Source organism: Polaromonas sp. P3_B1, assembly GCF_056402935.1.
In genome coordinates, this window is sequence record NZ_JBFUGK010000011.1 from 59607 (window position 1) to 81948 (window position 22342).

General features: G+C 64.6%; 15 protein-coding genes and 1 pseudogene. 9 read left to right on the forward strand and 7 right to left on the reverse strand.

From position 1 onward, the window contains the following. Positions 1–23: 23 nt before the first annotated feature. Positions 24–1229, reverse strand: coding sequence for a succinyldiaminopimelate transaminase (dapC, locus tag AC1DXS_RS08525; RefSeq protein ID WP_477737083.1), 1206 nt, complete (start codon positions 1227–1229; stop codon positions 24–26). 363 nt (positions 1230–1592) lie between these two features. On the opposite strand from dapC, the gene smc reads away from it, so the two are divergent. Together smc and AC1DXS_RS08535 are read left to right on the forward strand one after the other, a co-directional pair. Then, entirely contained in the window at positions 1593–5129 is a 3537-nt protein-coding gene (smc, locus tag AC1DXS_RS08530; protein ID WP_477737084.1) for a chromosome segregation protein SMC, read from the forward strand. A 7-nt stretch (positions 5130–5136) separates the two neighbouring features. Then, entirely contained in the window at positions 5137–6222 is a 1086-nt protein-coding gene (locus AC1DXS_RS08535) for a cell division protein ZipA C-terminal FtsZ-binding domain-containing protein (RefSeq protein WP_477737085.1), read from the forward strand. Positions 6223–6249: 27 nt separating this feature from the next. Here AC1DXS_RS08535 and AC1DXS_RS08540 read toward each other — a convergent pair whose 3' ends face one another. Beyond that, a complete protein-coding gene (locus tag AC1DXS_RS08540; RefSeq protein ID WP_477737086.1) occupies positions 6250–6390 on the reverse strand; it encodes a hypothetical protein in 141 nt (46 codons plus the stop codon). Positions 6391–6506: 116 nt separating this feature from the next. Here AC1DXS_RS08540 and AC1DXS_RS08545 point away from each other — a divergent pair, with 116 nt between their 5' ends. From AC1DXS_RS08545 to AC1DXS_RS08565, 5 genes are all read left to right on the forward strand, one after another. Then, positions 6507–7430 carry a hypothetical protein gene (locus tag AC1DXS_RS08545; protein WP_477737087.1) on the forward strand — a complete coding sequence of 308 codons (924 nt, stop codon included), beginning with the start codon at positions 6507–6509 and terminating at the stop codon, positions 7428–7430. A 159-nt stretch (positions 7431–7589) separates the two neighbouring features. Then, positions 7590–9662, forward strand: a complete 2073-nt coding sequence (gene ligA / locus AC1DXS_RS08550; RefSeq protein ID WP_477737088.1) for an NAD-dependent DNA ligase LigA — start codon at positions 7590–7592, stop codon at positions 9660–9662. A gap of 169 nt (positions 9663–9831) precedes the next feature. Beyond that, positions 9832–10023 carry a hypothetical protein gene (locus tag AC1DXS_RS08555; protein ID WP_477737089.1) on the forward strand — a complete coding sequence of 64 codons (192 nt, stop codon included), beginning with the start codon at positions 9832–9834 and terminating at the stop codon, positions 10021–10023. Positions 10024–10439: 416 nt separating this feature from the next. Continuing rightward, a complete protein-coding gene (gene def, locus AC1DXS_RS08560) occupies positions 10440–10979 on the forward strand; it encodes a peptide deformylase (RefSeq protein ID WP_477737090.1) in 540 nt (179 codons plus the stop codon). A gap of 85 nt (positions 10980–11064) precedes the next feature. Continuing rightward, on the forward strand, positions 11065–11778 hold the full coding sequence (locus tag AC1DXS_RS08565; protein ID WP_477737091.1) for a class I SAM-dependent methyltransferase: 714 nt from the start codon (positions 11065–11067) through the stop codon (positions 11776–11778). A 13-nt stretch (positions 11779–11791) separates the two neighbouring features. Here the strand turns inward: AC1DXS_RS08565 and AC1DXS_RS08570 are convergent, their stop codons facing one another. Both AC1DXS_RS08570 and map read right to left on the reverse strand, forming a co-directional pair. After that, positions 11792–14383: a [protein-PII] uridylyltransferase gene (locus tag AC1DXS_RS08570; protein WP_477737092.1), complete on the reverse strand. Its 2592-nt coding sequence runs from the start codon at positions 14381–14383 to the stop codon at positions 11792–11794. Positions 14384–14445: 62 nt separating this feature from the next. After that, a complete protein-coding gene (gene map, locus AC1DXS_RS08575) occupies positions 14446–15288 on the reverse strand; it encodes a type I methionyl aminopeptidase (RefSeq protein ID WP_477737093.1) in 843 nt (280 codons plus the stop codon). Between the two features lie 260 nt (positions 15289–15548). On the opposite strand from map, the gene purL reads away from it, so the two are divergent. Both purL and AC1DXS_RS08585 read left to right on the forward strand, forming a co-directional pair. Further along, positions 15549–19589 (forward strand): phosphoribosylformylglycinamidine synthase, encoded by a 4041-nt coding sequence (gene purL / locus AC1DXS_RS08580; RefSeq protein ID WP_477737094.1) that lies wholly within the window; start codon positions 15549–15551, stop codon positions 19587–19589. 22 nt (positions 19590–19611) lie between these two features. After that, positions 19612–20160 carry a hypothetical protein gene (locus tag AC1DXS_RS08585; protein ID WP_477737095.1) on the forward strand — a complete coding sequence of 183 codons (549 nt, stop codon included), beginning with the start codon at positions 19612–19614 and terminating at the stop codon, positions 20158–20160. 10 nt (positions 20161–20170) lie between these two features. Here AC1DXS_RS08585 and AC1DXS_RS08590 read toward each other — a convergent pair whose 3' ends face one another. From AC1DXS_RS08590 to AC1DXS_RS08600, 3 genes and pseudogenes are all read right to left on the reverse strand, one after another. Then, positions 20171–20917, reverse strand: a complete 747-nt coding sequence (locus tag AC1DXS_RS08590; RefSeq protein ID WP_477737142.1) for an ABC transporter substrate-binding protein — start codon at positions 20915–20917, stop codon at positions 20171–20173. A 141-nt stretch (positions 20918–21058) separates the two neighbouring features. Then, positions 21059–21388 (reverse strand): annotated as a pseudogene (locus AC1DXS_RS08595) (hypothetical protein); the annotation flags it as partial. A gap of 134 nt (positions 21389–21522) precedes the next feature. Next, positions 21523–22308 (reverse strand): peptidylprolyl isomerase, encoded by a 786-nt coding sequence (locus AC1DXS_RS08600; RefSeq protein ID WP_477737096.1) that lies wholly within the window; start codon positions 22306–22308, stop codon positions 21523–21525. Between the last annotated feature and the right edge of the window lie 34 nt (positions 22309–22342).

Here is a 22342-nt window from a genome sequence, read left to right on the forward strand (position 1 = left end):
TTTCAGTCTTGTTGTCAGTGAAGTCAAGGGTTTCTGGATTGGATGAATTGAACGATGCGCTGCGCCGCTTCCACGCATTCGGCGGTTTCAGCCACCAGTGCCATGCGGATTCTGCCGGCGCCGGGATTGTGCCCCTGCGCGTCGCGCGCCAGGTAGCTGCCCGGCAACACCACGACATTGTAGAGAGCGAGCAGCTCGCGCGAAAACGCGGTGTCCGAGCCCTTGAAAGTCTCTGGGATTCCGGCCCACAGGTAAAAGCCCGCGTCGGGCAGGGCGACGTCCATCACGGCCGAGAGCATGGGCGTGACTTTGGCGAATTTTTCGCGGTACATGGCGCGGTTGTCCACCACGTGCGTTTCGTCGTTCCAGGCCGCGATGCTGGCGGCCTGCACGACCGGGCTCATGGCGCTGCCGTGGTAGGTGCGGTAGAGCAAAAAAGGCTTGATCAGGGCGGCATCGCCGGCCACAAAGCCGCTGCGCAGGCCGGGCACATTGCTGCGTTTGGAGAGGCTGGTGAGGGACACCAGGTTCTTGAAGTCGTGCCTGCCCAGGCTGGCCGCCGCCTGCAGGCCGCCCAACGGCGCCTCGTCGCGGAAGTAGATTTCGCTGTAGCACTCGTCGGAGGCGATCACGAAGCCGTAACGGTCGCTGAGCTCGAACAGCAGCTTCCATTCGTCCAGCGACATCACGGCGCCCGTGGGGTTGCCCGGCGAGCAGACAAACACCAGCTGTGTTTTGGCCCAGACGGCCTCGGGCACGCCGGCCCAGTCGACGGCGAAATTGCGCGCCGGGTCGCTGGGGGCAAACCAGGTCTGTGCGCCCGCCAGCAGGGCCGCGCCCTCATAGATTTGGTAAAACGGGTTGGGGCACACCACGGTGGCTCCCGGCTTGCCGGCATCGAGCACGGTCTGCGCCAGCGAAAACAGCGCCTCGCGCGAACCGTTGACGGGCAGGATTTGTGTGGCAGGGTCCAGCTTCAGGCCGTAGCGGCGTGCCATCCAGTCGGCCATGGCCTGGCGCAATTTGGGCTCGCCCAAGGTGCCGGGATAGCTGGCCAGGCCGCTCAGGCTGGCCGTCAGTGCATCTTTGATCAACTGCGGCGTGGCATGGCGGGGCTCGCCTATGCCCAGGCTGATGGCTTTGTAGGCGGGATTGGGGGTGACATCGGCGTGCAACTGGCGCAGCCGTTCGAAAGGATAGGGCTGAAGGCGTGAAAGCAGGGGATTCATACCCGGATTATCCAGCCTCGCGCAGCCCTCAAAACCGCCGGTCACGCCAGCCGCGTTCGGCAAGGGCTCGCGCTGCTGCCAAATTGATAGCTTGAATGCCAGCCTGCACGCCCTTTTGGCGCATGTCGCAAGGGCCGCTCAAAGCCTGGGTGGGCGGCACGAAGCAAAGTGTTTCACGACGGCCCCGTCAAGGGCCTTTTTCCCGGCAAAATCCCCGTCCCGCTCGGGTAACATGACGGACCGTGCCGCTTGCCGAAAGCGGTGCCCGATATGTCAGCGTTACCGTAAAAACGCTATAAAAATCAACGAGTTAGGGCCTGTTTTAACAAGCCCTGCTTCAGGCTCATAAAAACAGGGACAGCCGTGCGTCTCAATTCGATCAAGCTATCAGGTTTCAAGTCATTCGCGGAGCCCACCAATTTCGTGTTACCGGGCCAACTGGTGGGTGTGGTAGGCCCCAACGGCTGTGGCAAGTCCAACATCATGGACGCGGTGCGCTGGGTGCTGGGCGAGAGCAAGGCCTCCGAACTGCGCGGCGAGTCCATGCAGGACGTGATCTTTAACGGCACCACCACGCGCAAACCGGCCAGCCGCTCCAGCGTGGAGCTGGTCTTCGACAATGCTGACCACCGCGCCGGCGGCCAGTGGGGGCAGTTTGTCGAAATCGCCGTCAAGCGCGTGCTGACGCGCGACGGCACTTCCAGCTACTACATCAACAACCAGCCGGTGCGGCGCCGCGACGTCCAGGACGTGTTCCTGGGCACCGGCCTGGGTCCGCGCGCCTACGCCATCATCGGCCAGGGCACCATCAGCCGCATCATCGAATCCAAGCCTGAAGAGCTGCGCCTGTTCCTCGAGGAAGCCGCCGGCGTCTCCAAGTACAAGGAGCGCCGTCGCGAGACGGCCAACCGCCTGTCCGACACCCGCGAAAACCTGACCCGCGTCGAAGACATCCTGCGCGAGCTCAACGCCAACCTGGACCGGCTGGAAAAGCAGGCCGAAGTGGCCCTGCGCTACAACACCCTGCATGCCGACGCCAGCCTCAAGCAGCACCAGCTGTGGTTCCTGAAACGCGCCGAGAGCGAGGCCGACCAGGCCAAAGTCAAGGCCGATTCCGAAAAGGCCGTGAACGACCTGGAAAGCCGTGTGGCCGATCTGCGCCACATCGAGGCCGACCTCGAAACCATACGCCAGGCGCACTACGCGGCCGGCGATCAGGTCAACCAGGCCCAAGGCAAGCTGTATGAGGCCAGCGCCGAAGTTGGTCGGTTGGAGGCCGAAATCCGCTTCGTGGTCGACGGCCGCCAGCGTGTCGAGCAGCGGCTGAACCAGCTCAAAGAGCAGACCGCACAGTGGGCGACGCGCAAGGAAGACGCCGCCGTCGAAACCGAAAACCTGGCCGCCCAGGCCATCGAAGCCGAGGAAAAGGCCGAACTGCTGGCCGCGCAGACCGAAGAGCACTTGACGCAGCTGCCCGCCCTTGAAGACGCGCTGCGCCAGGCCCAGGCCAAAGCCAACGAACAGCGCACCAGCGTGAGCCAGGTGCAGCAGCAGATCCAGGTGCTGGCCGCTGACCAGCGGAACATCGAAGAACAGTCTCGCACGCTGAACCTGCGCCTGGAAAAACTCACGGCCGACCGCAATGCGCTTAACGCACCCGACGAAGCCCGCCTGGCCAACCTCAACACGCAGTTCGCCGCGGCGCAGGAAGCCCAGGCCGAAGCCGAGGCCCGCCTGCACGAGCTGACCGAGAGCGTGCCGCAGCTCGACGAAGAGCGCCGCACACTGCAGCAGACCGTCAACACCGAATCGGCCAAGCGGGCCGACCTGTCGGCGCGCATGGAAGCGCTCAAGGCCTTGCAGGAAAAGGTCAAGACCGACGGCAAGCTCAAGCCCTGGCTGGCCAAGCACGGCCTGGACGGCCTGCAAGGCCTGTGGAGCCGCATCCACATCGAGCAGGGCTGGGAAAACGCGCTTGAGGCCGCCTTGCGCGAACGCCTGGGTGCGCTTGAAGTCAGCCGGCTCGACATGGTGCGCGGCTTTGCCGGCAGCGACGGGCAGGGCACACCGCCGGCCAAGCTCGCGTTTTATTCGCCACCCAGCGCCGCCGCACCGGCACGCGTCAATGCCGCGATCAGCCTCAAGCCTTTGACCGAGCTGCTGCGCCTGAACGACGCCGGCCAGTCGGCGCTGCTGGGCGACTGGCTCAACGGCTGCTATACCGCCGCCGGCCTGGACGACGCGCTGGCCGCGCGCGACAAGTTGCAGGCCGGCGAAGTCATTTATGTGCAGAGCGGCCATGCCGTGACGCACCACAGCGTGAGCTTTTACGCCCAGGATTCCGAACAGGCCGGCCTGCTGGCCCGCGCCCAGGAAATCGAAAACCTCGACAAACAGCTCAAGGCCCAAGCCCTGATCAGCGAAGAAGCCCGCTCCGCCCTGGTGCGCGCCGAGGCCGCCTATGCCGACGCAGCCCAGCGCCTGGCCACGGCCCGCCGCGAAACCGCCGAAGGCCAGAGCCGCACCCATGAGCTCCAGGTTGAAGTGCTGCGCCTTACGCAGCTGGCCGAACAGACCCGCGCGCGCAGCGAGCAGATCCAGGCCGACATGGCCGAAATCGAAGCCCAGCTCGGCGAATTGCAGGAACGCAAGGTCACGGCCGAGGGTCGTTTTGAAGAGCTCGACATGCAACTGGCCGACAGTCAGGAGCGCCACGCCCAACTCGACGACCGTGTGATCGAAACCGAACGCAAGCTCGGCGAGTCGCGCGAGCAGCAGCGCACGCTGGAGCGCCAGGCGCAGGAAGCCGCTTTCGCGCTGCGCAGCCTGGCCTCGCGCCGCGAAGAGCTGACGCGCTCCATCGACATGGCCGCCCAGCAGGCCGCCTCCATCGCCAGCGAGGAGGCGCAAGCCCGCGAAGAGCTCACGCGCCTGACCGACGCCGCCGCGCAGGCCGGCCTGCAAAGCGCCCTGAGCGTGAAGCTCGAGCGCGAGGCCGACCTGGGCGCCAAGCGCAGCCAGTACGACGACCTGACCGGCAAGCTGCGCGCCAGCGACGAGCGCCGCCTGCAGCTCGAGCGCGAGCTCGACCCGCTGCGCCAGCGCATCACCGAGTTCCAGCTCAAGGAGCAGGCCGCGCGCCTGGGCTTCGAGCAATACGCCCAGTTGCTGGCCGATGCCCAGGCCGACCTGGCCGCCGTCGAACAGTCCATCCAGTCCGGCAATGTGCGCCTGACCGGCCTGCAGAGCGAGATCGACCGCATCAACCGCGAAATCCAGTCGCTGGGCGCGGTCAACCTGGCCGCGCTCGACGAGCTGAGTGCCGCACGCGAACGCAAGCAGTTCCTCGATTCGCAGTCCAAGGACCTCAATGAGGCCATGACCACGCTGGAAGACGCGATCAAGAAGATCGACATCGAAACGCGTGATTTGCTCTCCAGCACTTTCGACACCGTCAACGGCCATTTCGGCCGCATGTTCCCCGAGCTCTTCGGTGGCGGCAACGCCAAGCTCATGATGACGGGCGAGGAAATCCTGGACGCCGGCGTACAGGTGATCGCCCAGCCGCCCGGCAAGAAGAACCAGACCATCCACCTGCTGTCCGGCGGTGAAAAAGCGCTGACCGCCATCGCGCTGGTGTTCGCCATTTTCCAGCTCAACCCCGCGCCTTTCTGCCTGCTGGACGAGGTCGACGCGCCGCTGGACGACGCCAACACCGAGCGTTATGCCAAGCTGGTGCGCTCCATGAGCAAGGAAACCCAGTTCCTGTTCATCAGCCACAACAAGATCGCGATGGAAATGGCCGAGCAGCTGATAGGCGTGACCATGCAGGAGCAGGGTGTCTCGCGCATCGTGGCCGTGGACATGGAAGCCGCCATCGGCTTCGCCGAGGCGGCCTGATCCCCGTATGAGCAGTCTGCAGATCAGTCTGGCGGTGGTGGGTGGCCTGGTGCTGGCGGGCGTCGTGGCCCACAGCGCCTGGTCCTCGCGCCGCAACCTGCCCAAGCGCGCCACGCCCGAGGCCGCGCCTGTGCCGGAAACTCCCGTCCCGGCGGATCACCAGCCGCCAACAGCTGGCGAAGGCGAGGCCGAGCGGCTGGAGCCCAGCTTTGACGCCGACTCGGGCCTCGCCTCGCTGAACGCGCTGACCCGGCTCACCACACCCGAGCGCAAGCCTGGCCTGGACATCCTGATAGACGCCATGGCGGCCGTTGCCCTGGACAACGTGGTTTCGGGCGAGGCCGCGCTGGCCGCCATGCCCAGCACGCGCCGTGCCGGCAGCAAGCCTTTCGGCGTCGAAGGGCTCAGCGTGGTCACCGGCGAATGGGAGTTCCCCACGGCCGGCCACCGCTACAGCGCTTTCCAGTGCGGCGTGCAACTGGCCAACCGCACCGGCGCGCTCAACCAGATCGAATACTCCGAATTTGTCATGAAGGCCCAGGCCTTCGCCGACGCCGTGGGCGGCGAGCCCGAGTTTCCCGAGATGCTGGACGAGGTGGCCCGCGCCCGCGAGCTCGACCAGTTCGCCAGCGCCCACGATGCGCAGCTCAGTTTCACCCTGCGCGCCGTCAACACCGCCTGGAGTCCCGGCTATGTGCAGCAAAGCGCGGCCCGGCTTGGTTTTGTCGCCGGTTCCATTCCCGGCCGCATGGTACTGCCGGCCAGCCAGCCCGGCCACGCGCCCATCCTGGGCCTGGCCTTCGACACCCAGGCCGCCATGGCCGAAGACCCCGAGCAGACGGCATTGCGCGAACTCACGCTGTCGCTGGATGTGCCGCAGGTGCTGCGCTCCGAACAGCCCTTTGCCCGCATGTGCGAAGCCGCACTGGCCCTGGCCGCCAATATGGACGGCGTGATCATCGACGACAACGGCAACCTGATACGGCCCGAGGCCATGGAAGTCATACACGCCGACCTCGAGCAACTCTATGACACGCTGGACAGCCGCGATCTGTCGGCCGGCTCGGTGCTGGGGCGCCGGCTGTTCAGCTGATTCGCCGGTAGCGGCGCCGGCGCCACTTCACGCCGGCTTCACGTTCTTTTCATGCGCAAGGCAAGGATTTCGGGTATTGCCGGTATCGACCCCAAGAAAACGGGATTCGATATGGAGATGGTGCACACCCAGATCCACGTCACCTTGTGCGACCTTGAGATGCTGCATGTCTGGCTGGATTCTTGTTCCAGCAAAGCCACATCAATGTGCCTGCGAGTACAAACGTTCAGGTAGTACCATGGAAGGCCTCAGCATTTACTGGTCGTCGCCCGTGACGCGCAGCAATGACGCCTAATCCCAAGCGAGATCTCTTCTTGAATCGTTGGCGTGAATATCATGAGCCGCCCCTGGGTCGGGCCGTTTCGGAATTTGACACGGTTCAACGAGAACTTATTCAATCTCTCAAGTCCGGTGAATTTCAGCGAGGGATCGGCGCTGCGCTTGATTGCGTCACTTCGGGGGCGCGATTGCTTGGCTATCAGGTGGCCGCTACGGGTGCGATGCCGAATTTGACGCTTCTCAGGAAGATCGTTGCTTACGGCGGGTTGGGGTGGGGCGCATTGCACGCCCATTTCGAAAGGGAAGGAATTCCGGCGTTCGGGCCAACGGGCCACGAGAAAAGTATCGTCTGGCTGTATTGTCTTGCCAAGGTCTGCGGAATCAATTCACTTTCGGATTGGTTGGGCCGGTATATCTACAACTTGTTCATACGCGGCATCATTGACGGCGCACCTGGGGATGCGACATTCAATAGTTTCACTTGGATGTTGGTTCGCGCGGTTGACAAGAGGGAATGGCCGTCCGAAGACGAACTCCCTGCGGATATCGGCATTTATCGGGGCTTGTTCACTAGCGCCGATTCGATCTCGATGAGCAATGCGGCAGCCGCAATATGCGAAGGCGTCGAATCTGCTCGACTGGACGGCAAGCTCAATGCCGATGGCGAGCATTCGATCTACGAGTATGACCCTTGGGGCCTCTTTCCACTGGACATCCTGGCGCTTTGCCTCGTCCGCGAGCAGATAACCGGAGCATATTTTTCACCCGGATCCACACACACCTTGCTTGAGCCGCCATTTGTTTCGTTCCCCACGCTCAGCGAGAGTTACGAAGATGACTTGACGAGCTTGTTGACTGCTGAATGCGAAAAGCGATTTGGCAAGGGATGGCAGCCTTGGCCGCAGCTTCCCCGGTTGGAACCGCAGTAGGCTCGCGCTATCGAGTGGAAGCGGCAGCTTCTGGCCGGATGCGGAGCCCAAAAACGGTAAATCTTGAATTCCACCGGTGGATCAGCGTGCAACCGGCGGCAGCTCCCCTAAACTGGCGTCTGTTTTTCAATTGAACTCCATAAATAGGACCGCTCTGAGATGCCGGGGAACGCCAAGACAGCCGCACAACAACGCGATGAACTGCACAGGGTTTTGCACCAGCATGCCCATCGCTACTACGTGCTGGACGACCCCAGCGTTCCCGACGCCGAATACGACAGGCTGTTCAGGGAACTGCAGGAACTCGAGGCAGCCCATCCCGAACTGCTGACGCCGGACTCGCCGACCCAGCGCGTGGGCGGCAAGCCGCTGGACCAGTTCGCCAGCGTGCGCCACAAGGTGCCCATGCTCAGCATACGCACCGAGACCGACACCGAGGCCACGGGCGCGCAGAACTTCGACACCCGCGTGCGCAAGGAACTGGGCCTGGCCGAGTCCGAGCCTCCGGTCGAATACGTGGCCGAGCTCAAGTTCGACGGCCTGGCCATGAGCCTGCGTTATGAAAATGGCATCCTTGTGCAGGCCGCCACGCGTGGCGACGGCGAGGTGGGTGAGGACGTCACGCAGAACATCCGCACCATCAACCAGATTCCTTTGCGCTTGCCGGCCGATGCGCCACCTGTGATGGAAGTGCGCGGCGAGGTTTACATGCGGCGCGCCGACTTCGAGGCACTCAACGAAAAGCAGCGCGAGAAGATCGCGCAAGGCGCAAAAGGCGAAAAAACCTTCGTCAACCCGCGCAATGCGGCGGCCGGTGGCGTGCGCCAGCTGGACCCGGCCATGGCCGCGCAGCGGCGCCTGAGCTTTTTTGCCTACGGCCTGGGCGAGGTCACGCCGGCGGAGGAGGGCGGCCCGGCTTTCGAAACCCATTTCCAGATGCTGCTGACGCTCAAATCCTGGGGTTTTCCGGTGGCGTCGCAGACGCAGCTCGCTCAGGGCGCGCCCGAGCTGATCGCCTTTCACGAAGCCATGGGCCGGCAGCGCGACAGCCTGCCCTACGACATCGACGGCGTTGTCTACAAGGTCAACAGCCTGGCGCTGCAAAAGAAGATGGGGTTTGTCACGCGCGAGCCGCGCTGGGCCGTGGCGCACAAATACCCGGCCCAGGAACAGCTCACCACCGTGCAGGCCATCGAGGTGCAGGTCGGGCGCACCGGCAAGCTCACGCCGGTGGCCAAGCTGGCGCCGGTGTTTGTCGGCGGCGTGACCGTGACCAACGCCACGCTGCACAACGAGGACGAGGCGCGCCGCAAGGATGTGCGCGTGGGCGACACAGTCATCGTGCGCCGCGCGGGCGATGTGATCCCCGAAGTCGTCAGCGTGCTGCTGGACAAGCGCGTGCAGGATGCGCCGCAGTTCAGCATGCCGCGCAAATGCCCGGTCTGCGGCTCGGACGCCGTGCGCGAAGAAGGTGAAGCAGATTACCGCTGCACGGGCGGCCTGTTCTGCGGTGCCCAGCGCAAGGAAGCCATCCTGCATTACGCGCACCGGCGCGCCGTCGAGGTCGAAGGACTGGGCGACAAGCTGGTCGAGCAACTGGTGGACGCCAACATCATCCGGACCTTGCCCGACCTTTACAAACTGGGCCTCACGGCCCTGGCCGGCCTGGACCGCATGGCCGAAAAATCGGCCAACAACCTGCTGGAAGCGCTGGAAAAATCCAAGCAGACCACCTTGCCGCGTTTCCTGTTCGGCCTGGGCATACGCCATGTCGGCGAAGCCACGGCCAAGGAGCTGGCGCGCCACTTCGGCAAGCTCGACACCATCATGGACGCGACCGAGGAGCAGTTGCTGGAAGTCAGCGACGTGGGCCCCATCGTCGCCCAAAGCATACGCACCTTCTTTGAACAGCCGCACAACCGCGAAGTGGTCGAGCAACTGCGCGCTTGCGGCGTGACCTGGGAGGAGGGCGAGCCCGCCGCCCGCGCGCCGCAGCCGCTGTCGGGCAAGACCTTTGTCATCACCGGCACCCTGCCCACCCTGAGCCGCGACGAAGCCAAGGACAAGGTGGAAGCCGCCGGCGGCAAGGTCGCCGGGTCGGTCAGCAAGAAGACCGATTTTGTGGTGGCGGGCGAGGAAGCCGGCAGCAAGCTGGCCAAGGCGCTGACGCTGGGTGTGCCGGTGATTGACGAAGCGGCCTTGCTGGCCATGCTGGCCGGGCCGTCCGAGTGACGTTTCCTGACGATCTTCCGATGCCGAGCCGGCGCTGCCGCAGGGCCAGCACCACGAGGTAGCTGTCGCCGGCCTCGGCTTACATGACGTTACCGGGGTTTGCACGCCGGATGTCAGGCCGGCTGCTATCGCCGGGCGTTGAAAAGGCCTGTACCCACAGGAGCTTTTCATGAATAACAAACGTTTGCCCGCCTTGCTGGCCGCCGCCGGCCTGGCCGCCCTGCTGTCCGGCTGTGTGGTGGCGCCCATCGCCCCCCGCCCCGTGGCGGTTTATCCGGCCCAGCCCGTCTACGTCGAACCTGCTCCGGTCGTGGTGGCTCCGGGCTACTATCGCGGCTGGGGCTACAGGCACTGGCGTTAGAGCCGTTCAAAAACCCTCCTGGCGTCGTTGCACCGCCTTGCCGTGCCAGGGCCTGTTAACCCTGTGTTTGCAAATGCGAATAGGGTGAAAACGGTGCCAATCAAGGCGCGCGACGACGCCCAGACCGGGTGTCTGGGCTAGGAGCGCAACGCGGAGTGGCGCCGTTTTCACCCCATTCCCTCCGGGTTGCGATCAAAAAGGCCTTGCGCGGCGTTGCAAAGCCTTGGCGGGGTCTACCCCGCCTGCGTTTTGCGCCTTGCTCAAAGCCTTTTTGACTCGCAACGCATCTTGCAAACACAGGGCTAACAGGCCCCAAGCACTGTCTGCGGCGGTGCGCCTAGCCAGGACCGCTTCGCTGGGTTTTGTGAACGGCTCCAGGTCACGCCAAAAAGCCTTGGCGCCGCCATAATCGGCGCATGACCATCCGAGACATTCTCAAAATGGGCGACCCCCGGTTGCTGCGGGTCGCCCAGCCCGTCACCGCCTTCGACACCGACGAGCTGCACCAGCTGGTGTCGGACATGTTCGATACCATGCGCGCCGTCAACGGCGCGGGCTTGGCGGCGCCGCAGATCGGCGTTGACCTGCAACTGGTGATTTTCGGCACCGACGCGGTGAACCCGCGTTATCCCGACGCGCCGCTGGTGCCGCGTACGGTGTTGCTCAATCCGGTGATCAAACCCCTGGGCCCCGAGGAAGAAGAGGGCTGGGAAGGTTGCCTGTCGGTGCCCGGGTTGCGCGGCGTGGTGCCGCGCTATTCGCGCATCCACTATGCCGGTTTTGACCAGTATGGCGACCCGATTGAGCGCACGGTAGAGGGCTTCCATGCGCGTGTGGTGCAGCATGAGTGCGACCACCTGATCGGCACCCTGTATCCCATGCGCATTCGCGACTTCACCCGCTTTGGGTTTACCGATGTGCTGTTTCCCGGGCTCGACGCGTCCGAAGACGACTGAGGGTTCGCGCTCCAGGACGTACACTGGCGGCTGTTGAGGGCTATTTCGCCCCGCTTGAGCGTGTTGTACGCAAGGAAAGTTCCGGATGTTGCTCGCTCCCGCTTCGGGAGCAGTTCCCATTCCCGGAGCTGCTTCAGCACCGCCCTACCTCCTCAAGCATGAAACCGTGAGCGGCAGCGGCGGCGACCTGCAACTGCGCTCGCTGCTGGACCGGCAGCAATTCCACGACCCCCTGGGCGAAGCCGAGCGCGAAGGCATTTCTTCCTCGGCCTGGCCGCTGTTCGGCCTGCTCTGGCCCTCGGGCCGGGTGCTGGCCCATGCCATGCTGAGCTTCGAACTGGAAGGCAAACGCATCCTGGAACTGGGCTGCGGCCTGGCGCTGGCCAGCCTGGTGGTGCACAGGCGCGGCGGCAACATCACCGCCAGCGACTGCCATCCGCTGGCGGCGGAGTTCCTGCTGGAGAACCTCAAACTCAACCAGTTGCCGGCGATGAAATACCAGGCCGGCAACTGGTCGCGCGCCAACCCCTTGCTGGAGCGCTTTGACCTGATCATAGGCAGCGACGTGCTTTACGACCGCGGCCAGCCCGAGGCCTTGTCGCAGTTCATCGAGCTGCACACCTACGCGGATGCCGAAGTGCTGATTGTCGATCCGGACCGCGGAAACCGGGCGAGTTTTAATCGAAAAATGGATGTATTGGGCTATTCACGCACTGAGACGCGAGTGTCGGAACTCCCGGGGAACGGCGGCGTTTACAAGGGCCGGCTTTTGCAATACCTGCGCAAATCAGCCGCCTGAACTCAGCGCCGGCTCAGGTATTGAGCGCTTCGAGCAGCTCAGTCTCAATCGCGATCTGCGCCTTGTTGTGCTGCAGTTCGGGGCCGTCGATCAAGAAAGTATCTTCCACGCGCTCGCCCAGCGTGCTGACTTTGGCCAGTTGCAGGTTGATACGGTGGCGTGCCAGCACCCGCGCGATGCGGTACAGCAGCCCGACACGGTCGCTGGCCGAAACGCTGAGCAGCCAGCGCTGGGCTTTTTCGTCGGGCCGCAGGTCGACGCGCGGCGCGATCGGGAAGCTTTTGACGCGGCGCGACACGCGGCCTTTGCCGGGCGGTGGCAGGGGGCCGGGCTCCTCGATGGTGCGGTCCAGGTCGGCCTCCACCATGGCCGCGAGCTCTCGGTAGTGGTCGGCCAGCGTCGGGCTCACGACCTGGAAGGTGTCCAGCGCATAGCCGTTCTGGGCGGTGTGGATCTTGGCGTCCAGGATGCTGAAGCCGGCCTCGTCAAAATAGCCGCAGATGCGCGCGAACAGGTCGGGCGCGTCCGGCGTGTAGACCAGCACCTGCATGCCTTCGCCGGCCGATGAGCGGCGCGCGCGCACCACCGCCTTGGCCGTGCCGACGTGGCGCGAGAGCTGGCGTGCGTGCCAGGCGATGTCGGACGCCTCGTGGCGCATGAAGTAGCTGACGTCCAGCGTGTCCCACAGCGCCTTGTGCGCCTCGAAAGGCTCGGCGTGCAGGGCGAGGGTTGTCAGGGCTTCGCGCTTTCGGGCCTCGACCTCTGCGTCCGCATCGGGCGCGCGGCCGCCCAGCACCCGCAGGGTGTAGCGGTAGAGGTCCTCGAGCAGCTTGCCTTTCCACGCGTTCCACACCTTGGGGCTGGTGCCGCGTATGTCGGCCACCGTGAGCAGGTAGAGCGCCGTGAGGTAGCGCTCGTTGCCCACGCGCCTGGCAAAGGCCGCGATGACTTCCGGGTCGCTGAGGTCTTCTTTCTGGGCGATGCGGCTCATGCTCAGGTGCTCGCCGACCAGGAATTCGATCAGCCTGGCGTCCTCGGCCGCGATGCCATGCTGGCGGCAGAACACACGGACGTCCTTGCAGCCCAACTCGGAATGGTCGCCGCCGCGGCCCTTGGCGATGTCGTGGAACAGCGCGGCGATGTACAAAATCCAGGGCTTGTCCCAGCCGGCCGCGAGTTGCGAGCACATGGGGTATTCGTGCGAGTGCTCGGCCATGAAAAAGCGCCGCACATTGCGCAGCACCATCAGGATGTGCTGGTCCACCGTGTAGACGTGGAACAGGTCGTGCTGCATCTGCCCGACGATCTTGCGGAAGATCCAGAGGTAGCGGCCCAGCACTGAGGTCTGGTTCATCAGCCGCATCGCGTGGGTGATGCCCTCGGGCTGCTGCAGGATGCGAAGAAAGGTCGCGCGGTTCACCGGGTCGCTGCGGAACTTGCCGTTCATCAGGCCTCGGGCGTTGTAGAGCGCGCGCAGGGTGCGCGCCGACAGGCCCTTGATGCCGACGGTGGTCTCGTACAGCAAAAAGGTTTCCAGGATGGCGTGCGGCTCGCGCGCATACAGGTCGTCGCTGGCCACCTCCAGCATGCCGGCTTTGTCGCTAAAGCGTTCGTTGATGGGCCGCAGCGGGTAGGTGTTGGGGTTCAGCCGCTCCTCGATGTTCAGCAGCAGGATCTGGTTGAGCTGGGTCACAGCCTTGGCGGCCCAGTAGTAGCGCTTCATGAGCGCCTCGCTGGCGCGGCGCGGCAGTTTGCTGCCATCGTCGGCCTCGGCCGAATAGCCGAAGGATTCGGCCACGGCGGTTTGCAGGTCGAACACCAGACGGTCTTCGCGGCGCCCGGCAATCAGGTGCAGGCGCGCGCGTATCAGGCTCAGCAGGGCTTCATTGGCCTTGATCTGGCGCACCTCGAAGGCCGTGGCCAGGCCCCTGCGCGCCAGGTCGTCCCAGGACTTGCCCAGGCCGGCGGCGCGCGCCACCCAGAGGATCACCTGCAGGTCGCGCAGGCCGCCCGGCGACTCCTTGCAGTTGGGCTCCAGCGAGTAGGGCGTGTTTTCGAACTTGTTGTGGCGCTGGCGCATCTCCAGCGTCTTGGCCACATAGAAGGCTTGCGGGTCCAGCACGGCGGCCAGGCGTTTTTGCAGCTGCTGGAAGTTCTTTTTGGCGCCCGCGACTAAGCGTGCCTCCAGCAGCGAGGTCTGGACCGTGACGTCCTTGGAGGCTTCCTCCACGCAACCGGAAGCCGTGCGCACGCTGGAGCCGATTTCCAGGCCGACGTCCCAGCAGGCGCCTATAAAGCGTTCGACCTTGGCCTTGAGAGCCGGGTCGGCATCGACGTCGGCGTTGTCCGGCAGCAGCAGCAGCACGTCCACATCGGAATGGGGAAACAGCTCGCCGCGGCCGAAGCCGCCTGCGGCGACCAGGCAGGCCGCGGCCGGAAAACCCGCGCCTTCCCAGAGCGCCTGCAGCGTGGCGTCGGCATGGCGGGCGAATTTTTGCAGCAGGCTGTGGATGCCGCGCGAGGACGCGCCGCTGGCGGCCAGCGAGGCCAGCAGCGCGGCCTTGCCGGCCTTGTACTGCTCGCGCAACTGCGGCAGGCTTGTCATTGCCGTAGGGGCCGTGTCAGGGGACGCGCGCGGCACGGGCATGGGGGCCATAGGGGCGCCGCTCAGGCGCTGACCGTGGCCTGGACCGGGCTTTGCTGCGGCACAAAGGCCGGAATCGGCGGGCTGCCGGCGGACAGGGTCAGCACCTCGTAGCCGGTGTCGGTCACGAGGATGGTGTGCTCCCACTGGGCGGACAGCGAATGGTCGCGGGTCACGATGCTCCAGCCGTCTTTTTCGGGGCCGTCCTTGATGTCGCGCTTGCCGGCGTTGATCATGGGCTCTATGGTGAAGGTCATGCCGGGCACCAGCTCTTCCAGCGTGCCGGGGCGGCCGTAGTGCAGCACCTGGGGTTCTTCATGGAAGTTTTTGCCGATGCCGTGGCCGCAGAACTCGCGCACCACGGAAAAGCCCTGTTTTTCGGCGAAAGTCTGGATGGCAAAGCCGATGTCGCCGAGCCGGACGCCGGGTTTGACGCGCATGATGCCCTGCCACATGGCTTCATAGGTGATGTTGCACAGCCGCTTGGCGGCGATCGAGGCTTCGCCGACCAGGTACATGCGGCTGTTGTCGCCGTGCCAGCCGTCCTTGGTGATGACCGTCACGTCGATATTGACGATATCGCCTTTTTTGAGCGGTTTGTCGTTGGGGATGCCGTGGCAGACCTGGTGGTTGACCGAGGTGCACAGCGATTTGGGGTAGGGCACATAGCCCGGGGGGCCGTAGCCCAGGGTGGCGGGAATGGTGCCCTGGACCTGGGTCATGTAGTCATGGGCCAGCCGGTCGATTTCATTGGTCGTCACGCCCGGTTTCACGAAAGGGGCCAGGTAGTCCAGTACCTCGGAAGCCAGCCGGCCGGCCAGGCGCATGCCTTCAATCCCGGCCTCGTCTTTGTAAGTAATGCTCATGGGTCCGATTATCCCACCGCTCCCGGGGACATGCATTTTCAGCATGGGCCCAAGGGCTTTTGCTTTTTTGGCCTGAATGAATCGCAAAAGTGCCCATGCCCGGCGTTCGCTGGGCCCGGCAAAGGCCCAGTCGCTGATAAAATTACGGGTTAACGCGAACCCCGCAAAGGCCGGTCACCAACAGGGCAACAGGCGCTTGCAGGCGGTGTTAAATCCCCAGCCATGAGCTGCCCACTCCCCACTACAAGGCCACCGCTACCGTGACCCTGCACCTGACGACTTTTGAGGGCGAACCCCACGGGATCAGCGCCCTCAGCGACTTCCGTGTCCAGCAACTCCTTCCCCGCCTGCAAGCCATCCACGACAAGATCGTCGGCATCAGTGCCCGTTTTGTGCACCTGGTGGCGACCGAATCGCCTCCTTCCGACGCCGCCAAGGCCCAGCTCGCGGCGCTGCTCACCTACGGCGAGCCCTGCCCGCCGGCCGCCGGCAAGGATGGCGAGGCCCTGGTCTTTATCGTCTCCCCGCGGTTCGGCACCGTCTCGCCCTGGGCCTCCAAGGCCACGGACATCGCCCACAACTGCGGCCTGGCCGTCAAGCGCGTGGAGCGCATCACCGAATACCGTGTCACGCTGAAAAGCGGGTTTTTCAGCCCTTCGACCGTGCTCAGGACAGGCAAGACGGCCCTGAGCGCCACCCAGCGCGAGCAAGTCGCCGGCCTGCTGCACGACCGCATGACGGAAAGCGTGATGTTCGACCGCGCGGAGGCTGCCGGCCTCTTCACCGAACTGCAGGGCGCGCCGCTGCAGACCATTGACGTGCTGGCAGGCGGCAAGGCCGCGCTCGAAAAAGCCAATGCCGAGTTCGGCCTGGCGCTGGCCGTCGACGAAATCGACTACCTGGTCAATGCCTTCACGCAATTGAAGCGCAACCCGACCGACGTCGAGCTCATGATGTTCGCCCAGGCCAACAGCGAGCATTGCCGGCACAAAATCTTCAACGCCGATTTCACGATTGACGGCGTGCCGCAGGAAAAGAGCCTGTTCGGCATGATCCGCAACACCGAAAAGCTGCACCCCCAGCACACGGTGGTGGCCTATTCGGACAATGCCTCCGTCATGGAAGGCTACAAAAGCCAGCGTTTTTACGCCAAGCCGGACGCCACAGGCCGCCAGAGCTACAGCGCCACCGAGGGCGTGCAAATGCACGTGCTGATGAAGGTCGAGACGCACAACCACCCCACGGCGATTTCGCCATTCCCGGGCGCCTCCACCGGCGCGGGCGGCGAGATCCGCGACGAAGGCGCGACCGGCCGCGGCTCCAAGCCCAAGGCGGGTTTGACAGGCTTCACGGTCTCCAGGCTGTTTGACGACGCTGCCACGTCTTATGGCAAGCCCGAGCACATCGCCAGCCCGCTGCAAATCATGACCGAGGGCCCGCTGGGCGGCGCGGCTTTTAACAACGAGTTCGGCCGGCCCAACCTGGCCGGCTATTTCCGCGAATACGAGCAGACCGTGGCCGGCCAGCGCTGGGGTTACCACAAGCCCATCATGATCGCGGGCGGCGTCGGCACCATAGACGCGGCGCTGACCAAAAAAATACTGTTCCCAGCCGGCACCTTGCTGATCCAGTTGGGCGGCCCTGGCATGCGCATCGGCATGGGCGGCAGTGCGGCCAGCTCCATGGCTTCGGGCGCCAATGCGGCACAGCTTGACTTCGACTCGGTGCAACGCGGCAACCCCGAAATCGAACGCCGGGCCCAGGAAGTCATCAATCAGTGCGCCCARCTGGGCGCGGCCAACCCCATCCTGGCGATCCACGATGTGGGCGCTGGCGGTTTGTCCAATGCCTTCCCCGAGCTCGTCAACGACGCCGGCCGTGGCGCGAAGTTCGACCTACGCGCCGTGCCGCTCGAAGAAAGCGGCCTGTCGCCCAAGGAAATCTGGAGCAACGAAAGCCAGGAGCGCTACGTGATGGCGGTCGCGCCCGAGTCGCTGCCGCAGTTCCAGGCTTTTTGCGAACGCGAGCGCTGCCCGTTTGCCGTAATTGGTGTCGCCACCGAAGAAAAGCAACTGGTGCTGTCCGACAAGGACGCAGCGGCGCCAGTCGACATGCCCATGAATGTGCTGCTGGGCAAGCCACCCAAAATGCATCGCGACGTGAAGTCCGTCAAGCACACGGTCAAACCGATAGACCTGACCGGCGTGGACCTGCAAAAAAGCGCGATTGCCGTGCTGAGCCACCCCACGGTCGCTTCCAAGCGCTTTTTGATCACCATAGGCGACCGCACCGTGAGCGGCCTTACGCACCGCGACCAGATGGTCGGTCCCTGGCAGGTGCCGGTGGCCGATTGCGCCGTCACGCTGGCCGACTACAGCGGTTTTGCCGGCGAGGCCATGAGCATGGGCGAGCGCACGCCGCTGGCCACCGTCAACGCCGCGGCATCGGGCCGCATGGCGGTTGCCGAGGCCATCACCAACCTGCTGGCCGCGCCGATTGAACTGCCACGCGTCAAGCTCTCGGCCAACTGGATGGCCGCCTGCGGGGAGCCCGGCCAGGATGCCGCGCTCTATGAAACCGTCAAAGCTGTAGGCATGGAGCTGTGCCCAGCGCTGGGCGTGTCGATTCCCGTCGGCAAGGACTCCTTGTCCATGCGCACCGTGTGGAACGAGGGCGATACCGGCAAAAAAGTCACCTCGCCGGTCTCGCTGATCGTGAGCGCCTTCGCCACGCTGCCCGACGTGCGCGGCACACTGACGCCGCAGCTGGACGCGGCGGAGGCCGACAGCACGCTGATCCTGGTCGACCTGGGCAAGGGCCAGAACCGCATGGGCGGCTCCATCCTCGCGCAGACGCTGGACAAGGAAGAGGGCGAAGTGCCCGACCTCGACGACCCCAAAGACCTGGTCAACCTGGTCAACGCCATCAATGCGCTGCGCAAGCAAGGCAAGCTGATGGCCTACCACGACCGCAGTGACGGCGGCCTGTTCGCCGCGGTCTGCGAAATGGGTTTTGCCGGCAATGTGGGCGTGTCACTCAACATCGACATGCTGCTGGTCGAAGGCGACGGTATTTCCGACAGCCGCATGGACACCGGCGACAGCAAGAACTGGGCAAGCCAGGTCGGTGCACGCCGCGAAGAGCTCACGCTCAAGGCGCTGTTTAACGAAGAGCTGGGCGCGGTCATCCAGGTCGCGACCGCAGCCCGCAACGAGGTCATGCAGACCCTGCGCGAGCACGGCCTCGCCAAATTCAGCCATTTCATCGGCAAGACCCGCCCGCAGCACGCTTCGCTGGAAGTTGGCAAGGGTGAAATCCAGGTCTGGCGCGATACCAAGGCCGTGTTCTCGGCCAAACTGCAGGATCTGCACCAGGTCTGGGATTCGGTCAGCTGGAAGATCTGCCAGCAGCGCGACAACCCCGACTGCGCCCATGCCGAACATGCGTCCGCCGGCAAGCCCGACGACCCGGGCCTGCATGTGCAACTGACGTTTGACCCGGCGAAGCTGCCGGCGGCCCCCGCGCTGAACCTGTCGGCACGGCCTCGCGTGGCGGTGCTGCGTGAGCAGGGCGTCAACTCGCACATGGAAATGGCCTACGTCTTCACCGAAGCCGGTTTTGAAGCCTGCGACGTGCACATGACCGACCTGCAGAGCGGCCGCGCCAAGCTCGCCGACTTCAAGGGCATCGTCGCCTGCGGCGGTTTCAGCTACGGCGACACCCTGGGCGCCGGCGTGGGCTGGGCGCGCTCCGTCACCTTCAATCCGGTGCTGTCCGACGAGTTCAAGGCCTTTTTCGCGCGCCAGGACACCTTCGGCCTGGGCGTGTGCAACGGCTGCCAGATGTTCGCCGAGCTGGCCGACATCATCCCGGGCGCCGAGGCCTGGCCGCGCTTCACCACCAACCGCAGCGAACGCTTCGAGGCGCGCCTGAGCATGGTCGAAGTGCTGGAGTCCCCCAGCATCTTTCTGAAGGGCATGGCCGGCAGCCGGATGCCGATCGCGGTCGCGCACGGCGAGGGTTATGCCAATTTCGCCTTCCGGGGTGATGCGTCCAAGGCTATTGCCGCCATGCGTTATGTCGACAACCACGGCCAGCCGACGGAAGCCTACCCGGCCAACCCCAACGGCAGCGCCGGCGGCCTGACGGCCGTGACTACCGCGGACGGCCGCTTCACGGCTATGATGCCGCACCCCGAGCGCGTGTTCCGCAACATCCAGAAGAGCTGGACTTCAGGTAATGCCAGCGAGCGCAGCCCGTGGATGAGCCTGTGGCACAACGCGCGCAAGTGGGTAGGCTGATCATCAATAACACAGACGAGGGATGTCCATGAACCGATTGTTTAAACACGTATTCATCGCCATCCTGTCCGGATTGCTCGCCTGCGGCGCCATCGCCGCCGATATGCGCGTGGCGCTGCCCGAGCGGCCGGCGCTGATCATTCCACTTCCCGTGGGCTGGCGGGGCCAGGTGCGGCGCGCCACGCCGGAGCTGCCACCCACCGTGATGCTGTCGTCCATTACCGAGAAAAATTTCCAGATTCTGGTCACCCCCATCTGGCCGATGCGCGCAGACTCCAAGCCGATCACGCCGGATTTTCTGCGGGCTATGGTGGCGGCCGCTGCCGAGAAGGCCAAGCCGCAGGCTGTCGAGACGGATATCCCGGTGCGTGAGTTGTCGGGCCAGGGCCTGTTCGGCGCGTACTTTTTCGCCACTGATCGGGCGCCCAAGCCCGGCGAATACCGCAACATGACCCAAGGCATGGTCGCCATCGGTGAATTGCAGGTGGGTTTCACCATTCTCAGCAATGGTGACCCGGCGGCGGTCAATGTGCCCGCGCTGCAGATGCTGCAATCCCTGCGGCGGGAGTGATTCCCAGGCGCTAGCGGCCGGGCGGCGCGACCGCCGCGCCCTCAATCCCGTGCCGCGCCAGGGCCTGCGCCACAAAACCCGAGGCTTTCATTTCCTCAATGAAGGACGAGAGATAGCGCGCGCCTGCCTCACGCCCCTTGGGCAGACCCATGGCCTGGTTGATCACCATAAAGCGCCCCGGCAGCAGGCGCAGGCCGGGCAGGCGTTTGGCGTCGGCTTCCAGCTGCTGCTTGACGCCGGCCGCCACTTCCAGGTTCTGCGCGACCATGACGTCGGTTACCGCCGGTGAGGTCGGGGCCTTCACCAGCCTGGCGGCCTTGAGTTCACGGCTCAGGTACAGGTCGTAGGCGCTCGCGTTGCCGACCACGACGCGGTTGGCCGCCTCGTCCACCTCTTCATTGCGGCGTATCGGTGAATCGTTGCGCACCAGGTAAGCCCCCTCGATGATGACGTAGGGCGGCGTCTGCAGCATGTCGGCGCCGCGCACAGGGTCAATCGCGACAAAGGCGATGTCGACCTGCGCGTCCCCGACCGCCTCAACCACCTTGCCGGCCGATGTGAAGGTCACCAGCTCCACCGGCACACCCAGCCGCCTGCCCAGCTCGCGTGCGAGATCCACCGACACGCCGCGTGGCTCGCCTGTGGCCGCATCTTTTACCGCCAGGATGGGGTTGCCGAAATTGATGGCGGCCTTGAGCTTGCCGGAAGGAGCCAACTCGGCGGCGGACGCCTGAGGTGCCGAGGCGCAGCCCAGCAGCACAAACGCAGCCGCCGCCAGCACGGCCAGCGCGACAAGCCACCACCACAAGCCGTTCGAGCCACGCACCTGGCCCGGGGACAGTCCCTCGCTCGTGCCCGTGCCCGGTCCCGCTTCGAGTCCGATACCCCCGGCCTCCACCGCATCCTTGGCTTCCTTGAGCCCCATGCCGGTCAGGCCCCGCAAGCGCCGCACCGCCTCGATTTTGTTGCCCTGGTCCAGCGCTTGCTGAACCTGCGCGGGCAGGGGAGCGCCGTCGGGCAATGCCTTGGGTGCAAAGCCGCCGGACGGCGGTTCGCCGCGCATATAGGCTTCCAGCGCGTCCTTGGTTTCCTTCAGGCCCAGCCCGGTGTCCGCGCGCATCAGTTTGATGGCCTCGACCAGGTTGCCGCGTTGCAGGGCATCTTGCACAGGCTGGGGAAGGCTGGGGGCGGGATCAGGCATGGAAGCTCCAGAAAGAGGGTGTGCCATTGGAACGGGCCGCGTCACCTACGTCAATCGGCAATTCATCCCGTCAAGCGCACCGAAAAAACGGCAAAAAAAAGCAGCCCAAAGGCCGCTTTTCAGGAAGCAAGGCGGGCAGGGCACCCGCAACGCTGTGGCGCTTACTCGACTTTGGCCTTTTTGCGCAGGTCGGTCTGGAAGGCCGCCAGTTTTTGCTGCTGCATCTGCTGGGCGATCTGCGGTTTGACTTCATCGTAGGAAGGCAGCTGCGCCGCGCGGATGTCGTCGACACGAATCACGTGGTAGCCGAACTCGGTCTTCACAGGCGTCTCGGTGGTTTGGCCCTTGTTAAGCTTGACCAGCGCTTCGGTGAACTCAGGCACATAGCTGGAGGGGTTGGCCCAGTCGAGGTCGCCGCCCTTGGCGCCGGATCCGGGGTCTTTGGATTTCTTCTTGGCGATGTCGTCGAACTTGGCGCCCTTTTTCAGGCTGGCGATGATTTCCTTGGCTTCGCTTTCTTTTTCCACCAAGATGTGGCGCGCCTTGTATTCCTTGCCGCCGTTGGCTTGGGCGAACTTGTCGTACTCGGCCTTCATTTCGGCTTCAGTGACCGGGTTGTTCTTCTGGTAGTCGGCGAACAGCTCGCGGATCAGGATGGTCTGGCGCGCCAGTTCCATTTGAACCTTGACGTCTTCGCTGGTGGACAGGCCGCGTTTTTCGGCTTCCTGCATGAAGACTTCGCGCGCGATCACTTCCTCGCGCAACTGGGATTCCATGTCCGGCGTCACGGGGCGACCCGACTTGGCCACTTGCTGGGCCAGCGAATCCAGGCGGGTCTTGGGAACGGCCTTGCCGTTGACGATGGCGAGGTTTTGCGCCAGGGCGCCCTGGGCGCCCACGGCCAGCAGGCCCGCAACGACGGTAGCCAGTACAAATTGTTTCTTCATGATGTCTTGCAGTCCTTTGATGAATGCTTGTTAG

What these genes read in the sequence shown, in the direction of transcription:
- dapC (WP_477737083.1), bottom strand. Translation starts at nt 1,229, where the DNA reads ATGAATCCCCTGCTTTCACGCCTTCAGCCCTATCCTTTCGAACGGCTG.
- AC1DXS_RS08535 (WP_477737085.1), top strand. Translation starts at nt 5,137, where the DNA reads ATGAGCAGTCTGCAGATCAGTCTGGCGGTGGTGGGTGGCCTGGTGCTG.
- AC1DXS_RS08540 (WP_477737086.1), bottom strand. Translation starts at nt 6,390, where the DNA reads ATGCAGCATCTCAAGGTCGCACAAGGTGACGTGGATCTGGGTGTGCAC.
- AC1DXS_RS08545 (WP_477737087.1), top strand. Translation starts at nt 6,507, where the DNA reads ATGACGCCTAATCCCAAGCGAGATCTCTTCTTGAATCGTTGGCGTGAA.
- ligA (WP_477737088.1), top strand. Translation starts at nt 7,590, where the DNA reads ATGCCGGGGAACGCCAAGACAGCCGCACAACAACGCGATGAACTGCAC.
- AC1DXS_RS08555 (WP_477737089.1), top strand. Translation starts at nt 9,832, where the DNA reads ATGAATAACAAACGTTTGCCCGCCTTGCTGGCCGCCGCCGGCCTGGCC.
- def (WP_477737090.1), top strand. Translation starts at nt 10,440, where the DNA reads ATGACCATCCGAGACATTCTCAAAATGGGCGACCCCCGGTTGCTGCGG.
- AC1DXS_RS08565 (WP_477737091.1), top strand. Translation starts at nt 11,065, where the DNA reads ATGTTGCTCGCTCCCGCTTCGGGAGCAGTTCCCATTCCCGGAGCTGCT.
- AC1DXS_RS08570 (WP_477737092.1), bottom strand. Translation starts at nt 14,383, where the DNA reads ATGACAAGCCTGCCGCAGTTGCGCGAGCAGTACAAGGCCGGCAAGGCC.
- map (WP_477737093.1), bottom strand. Translation starts at nt 15,288, where the DNA reads ATGAGCATTACTTACAAAGACGAGGCCGGGATTGAAGGCATGCGCCTG.
- AC1DXS_RS08585 (WP_477737095.1), top strand. Translation starts at nt 19,612, where the DNA reads ATGTCCATGAACCGATTGTTTAAACACGTATTCATCGCCATCCTGTCC.
- AC1DXS_RS08600 (WP_477737096.1), bottom strand. Translation starts at nt 22,308, where the DNA reads ATGAAGAAACAATTTGTACTGGCTACCGTCGTTGCGGGCCTGCTGGCC.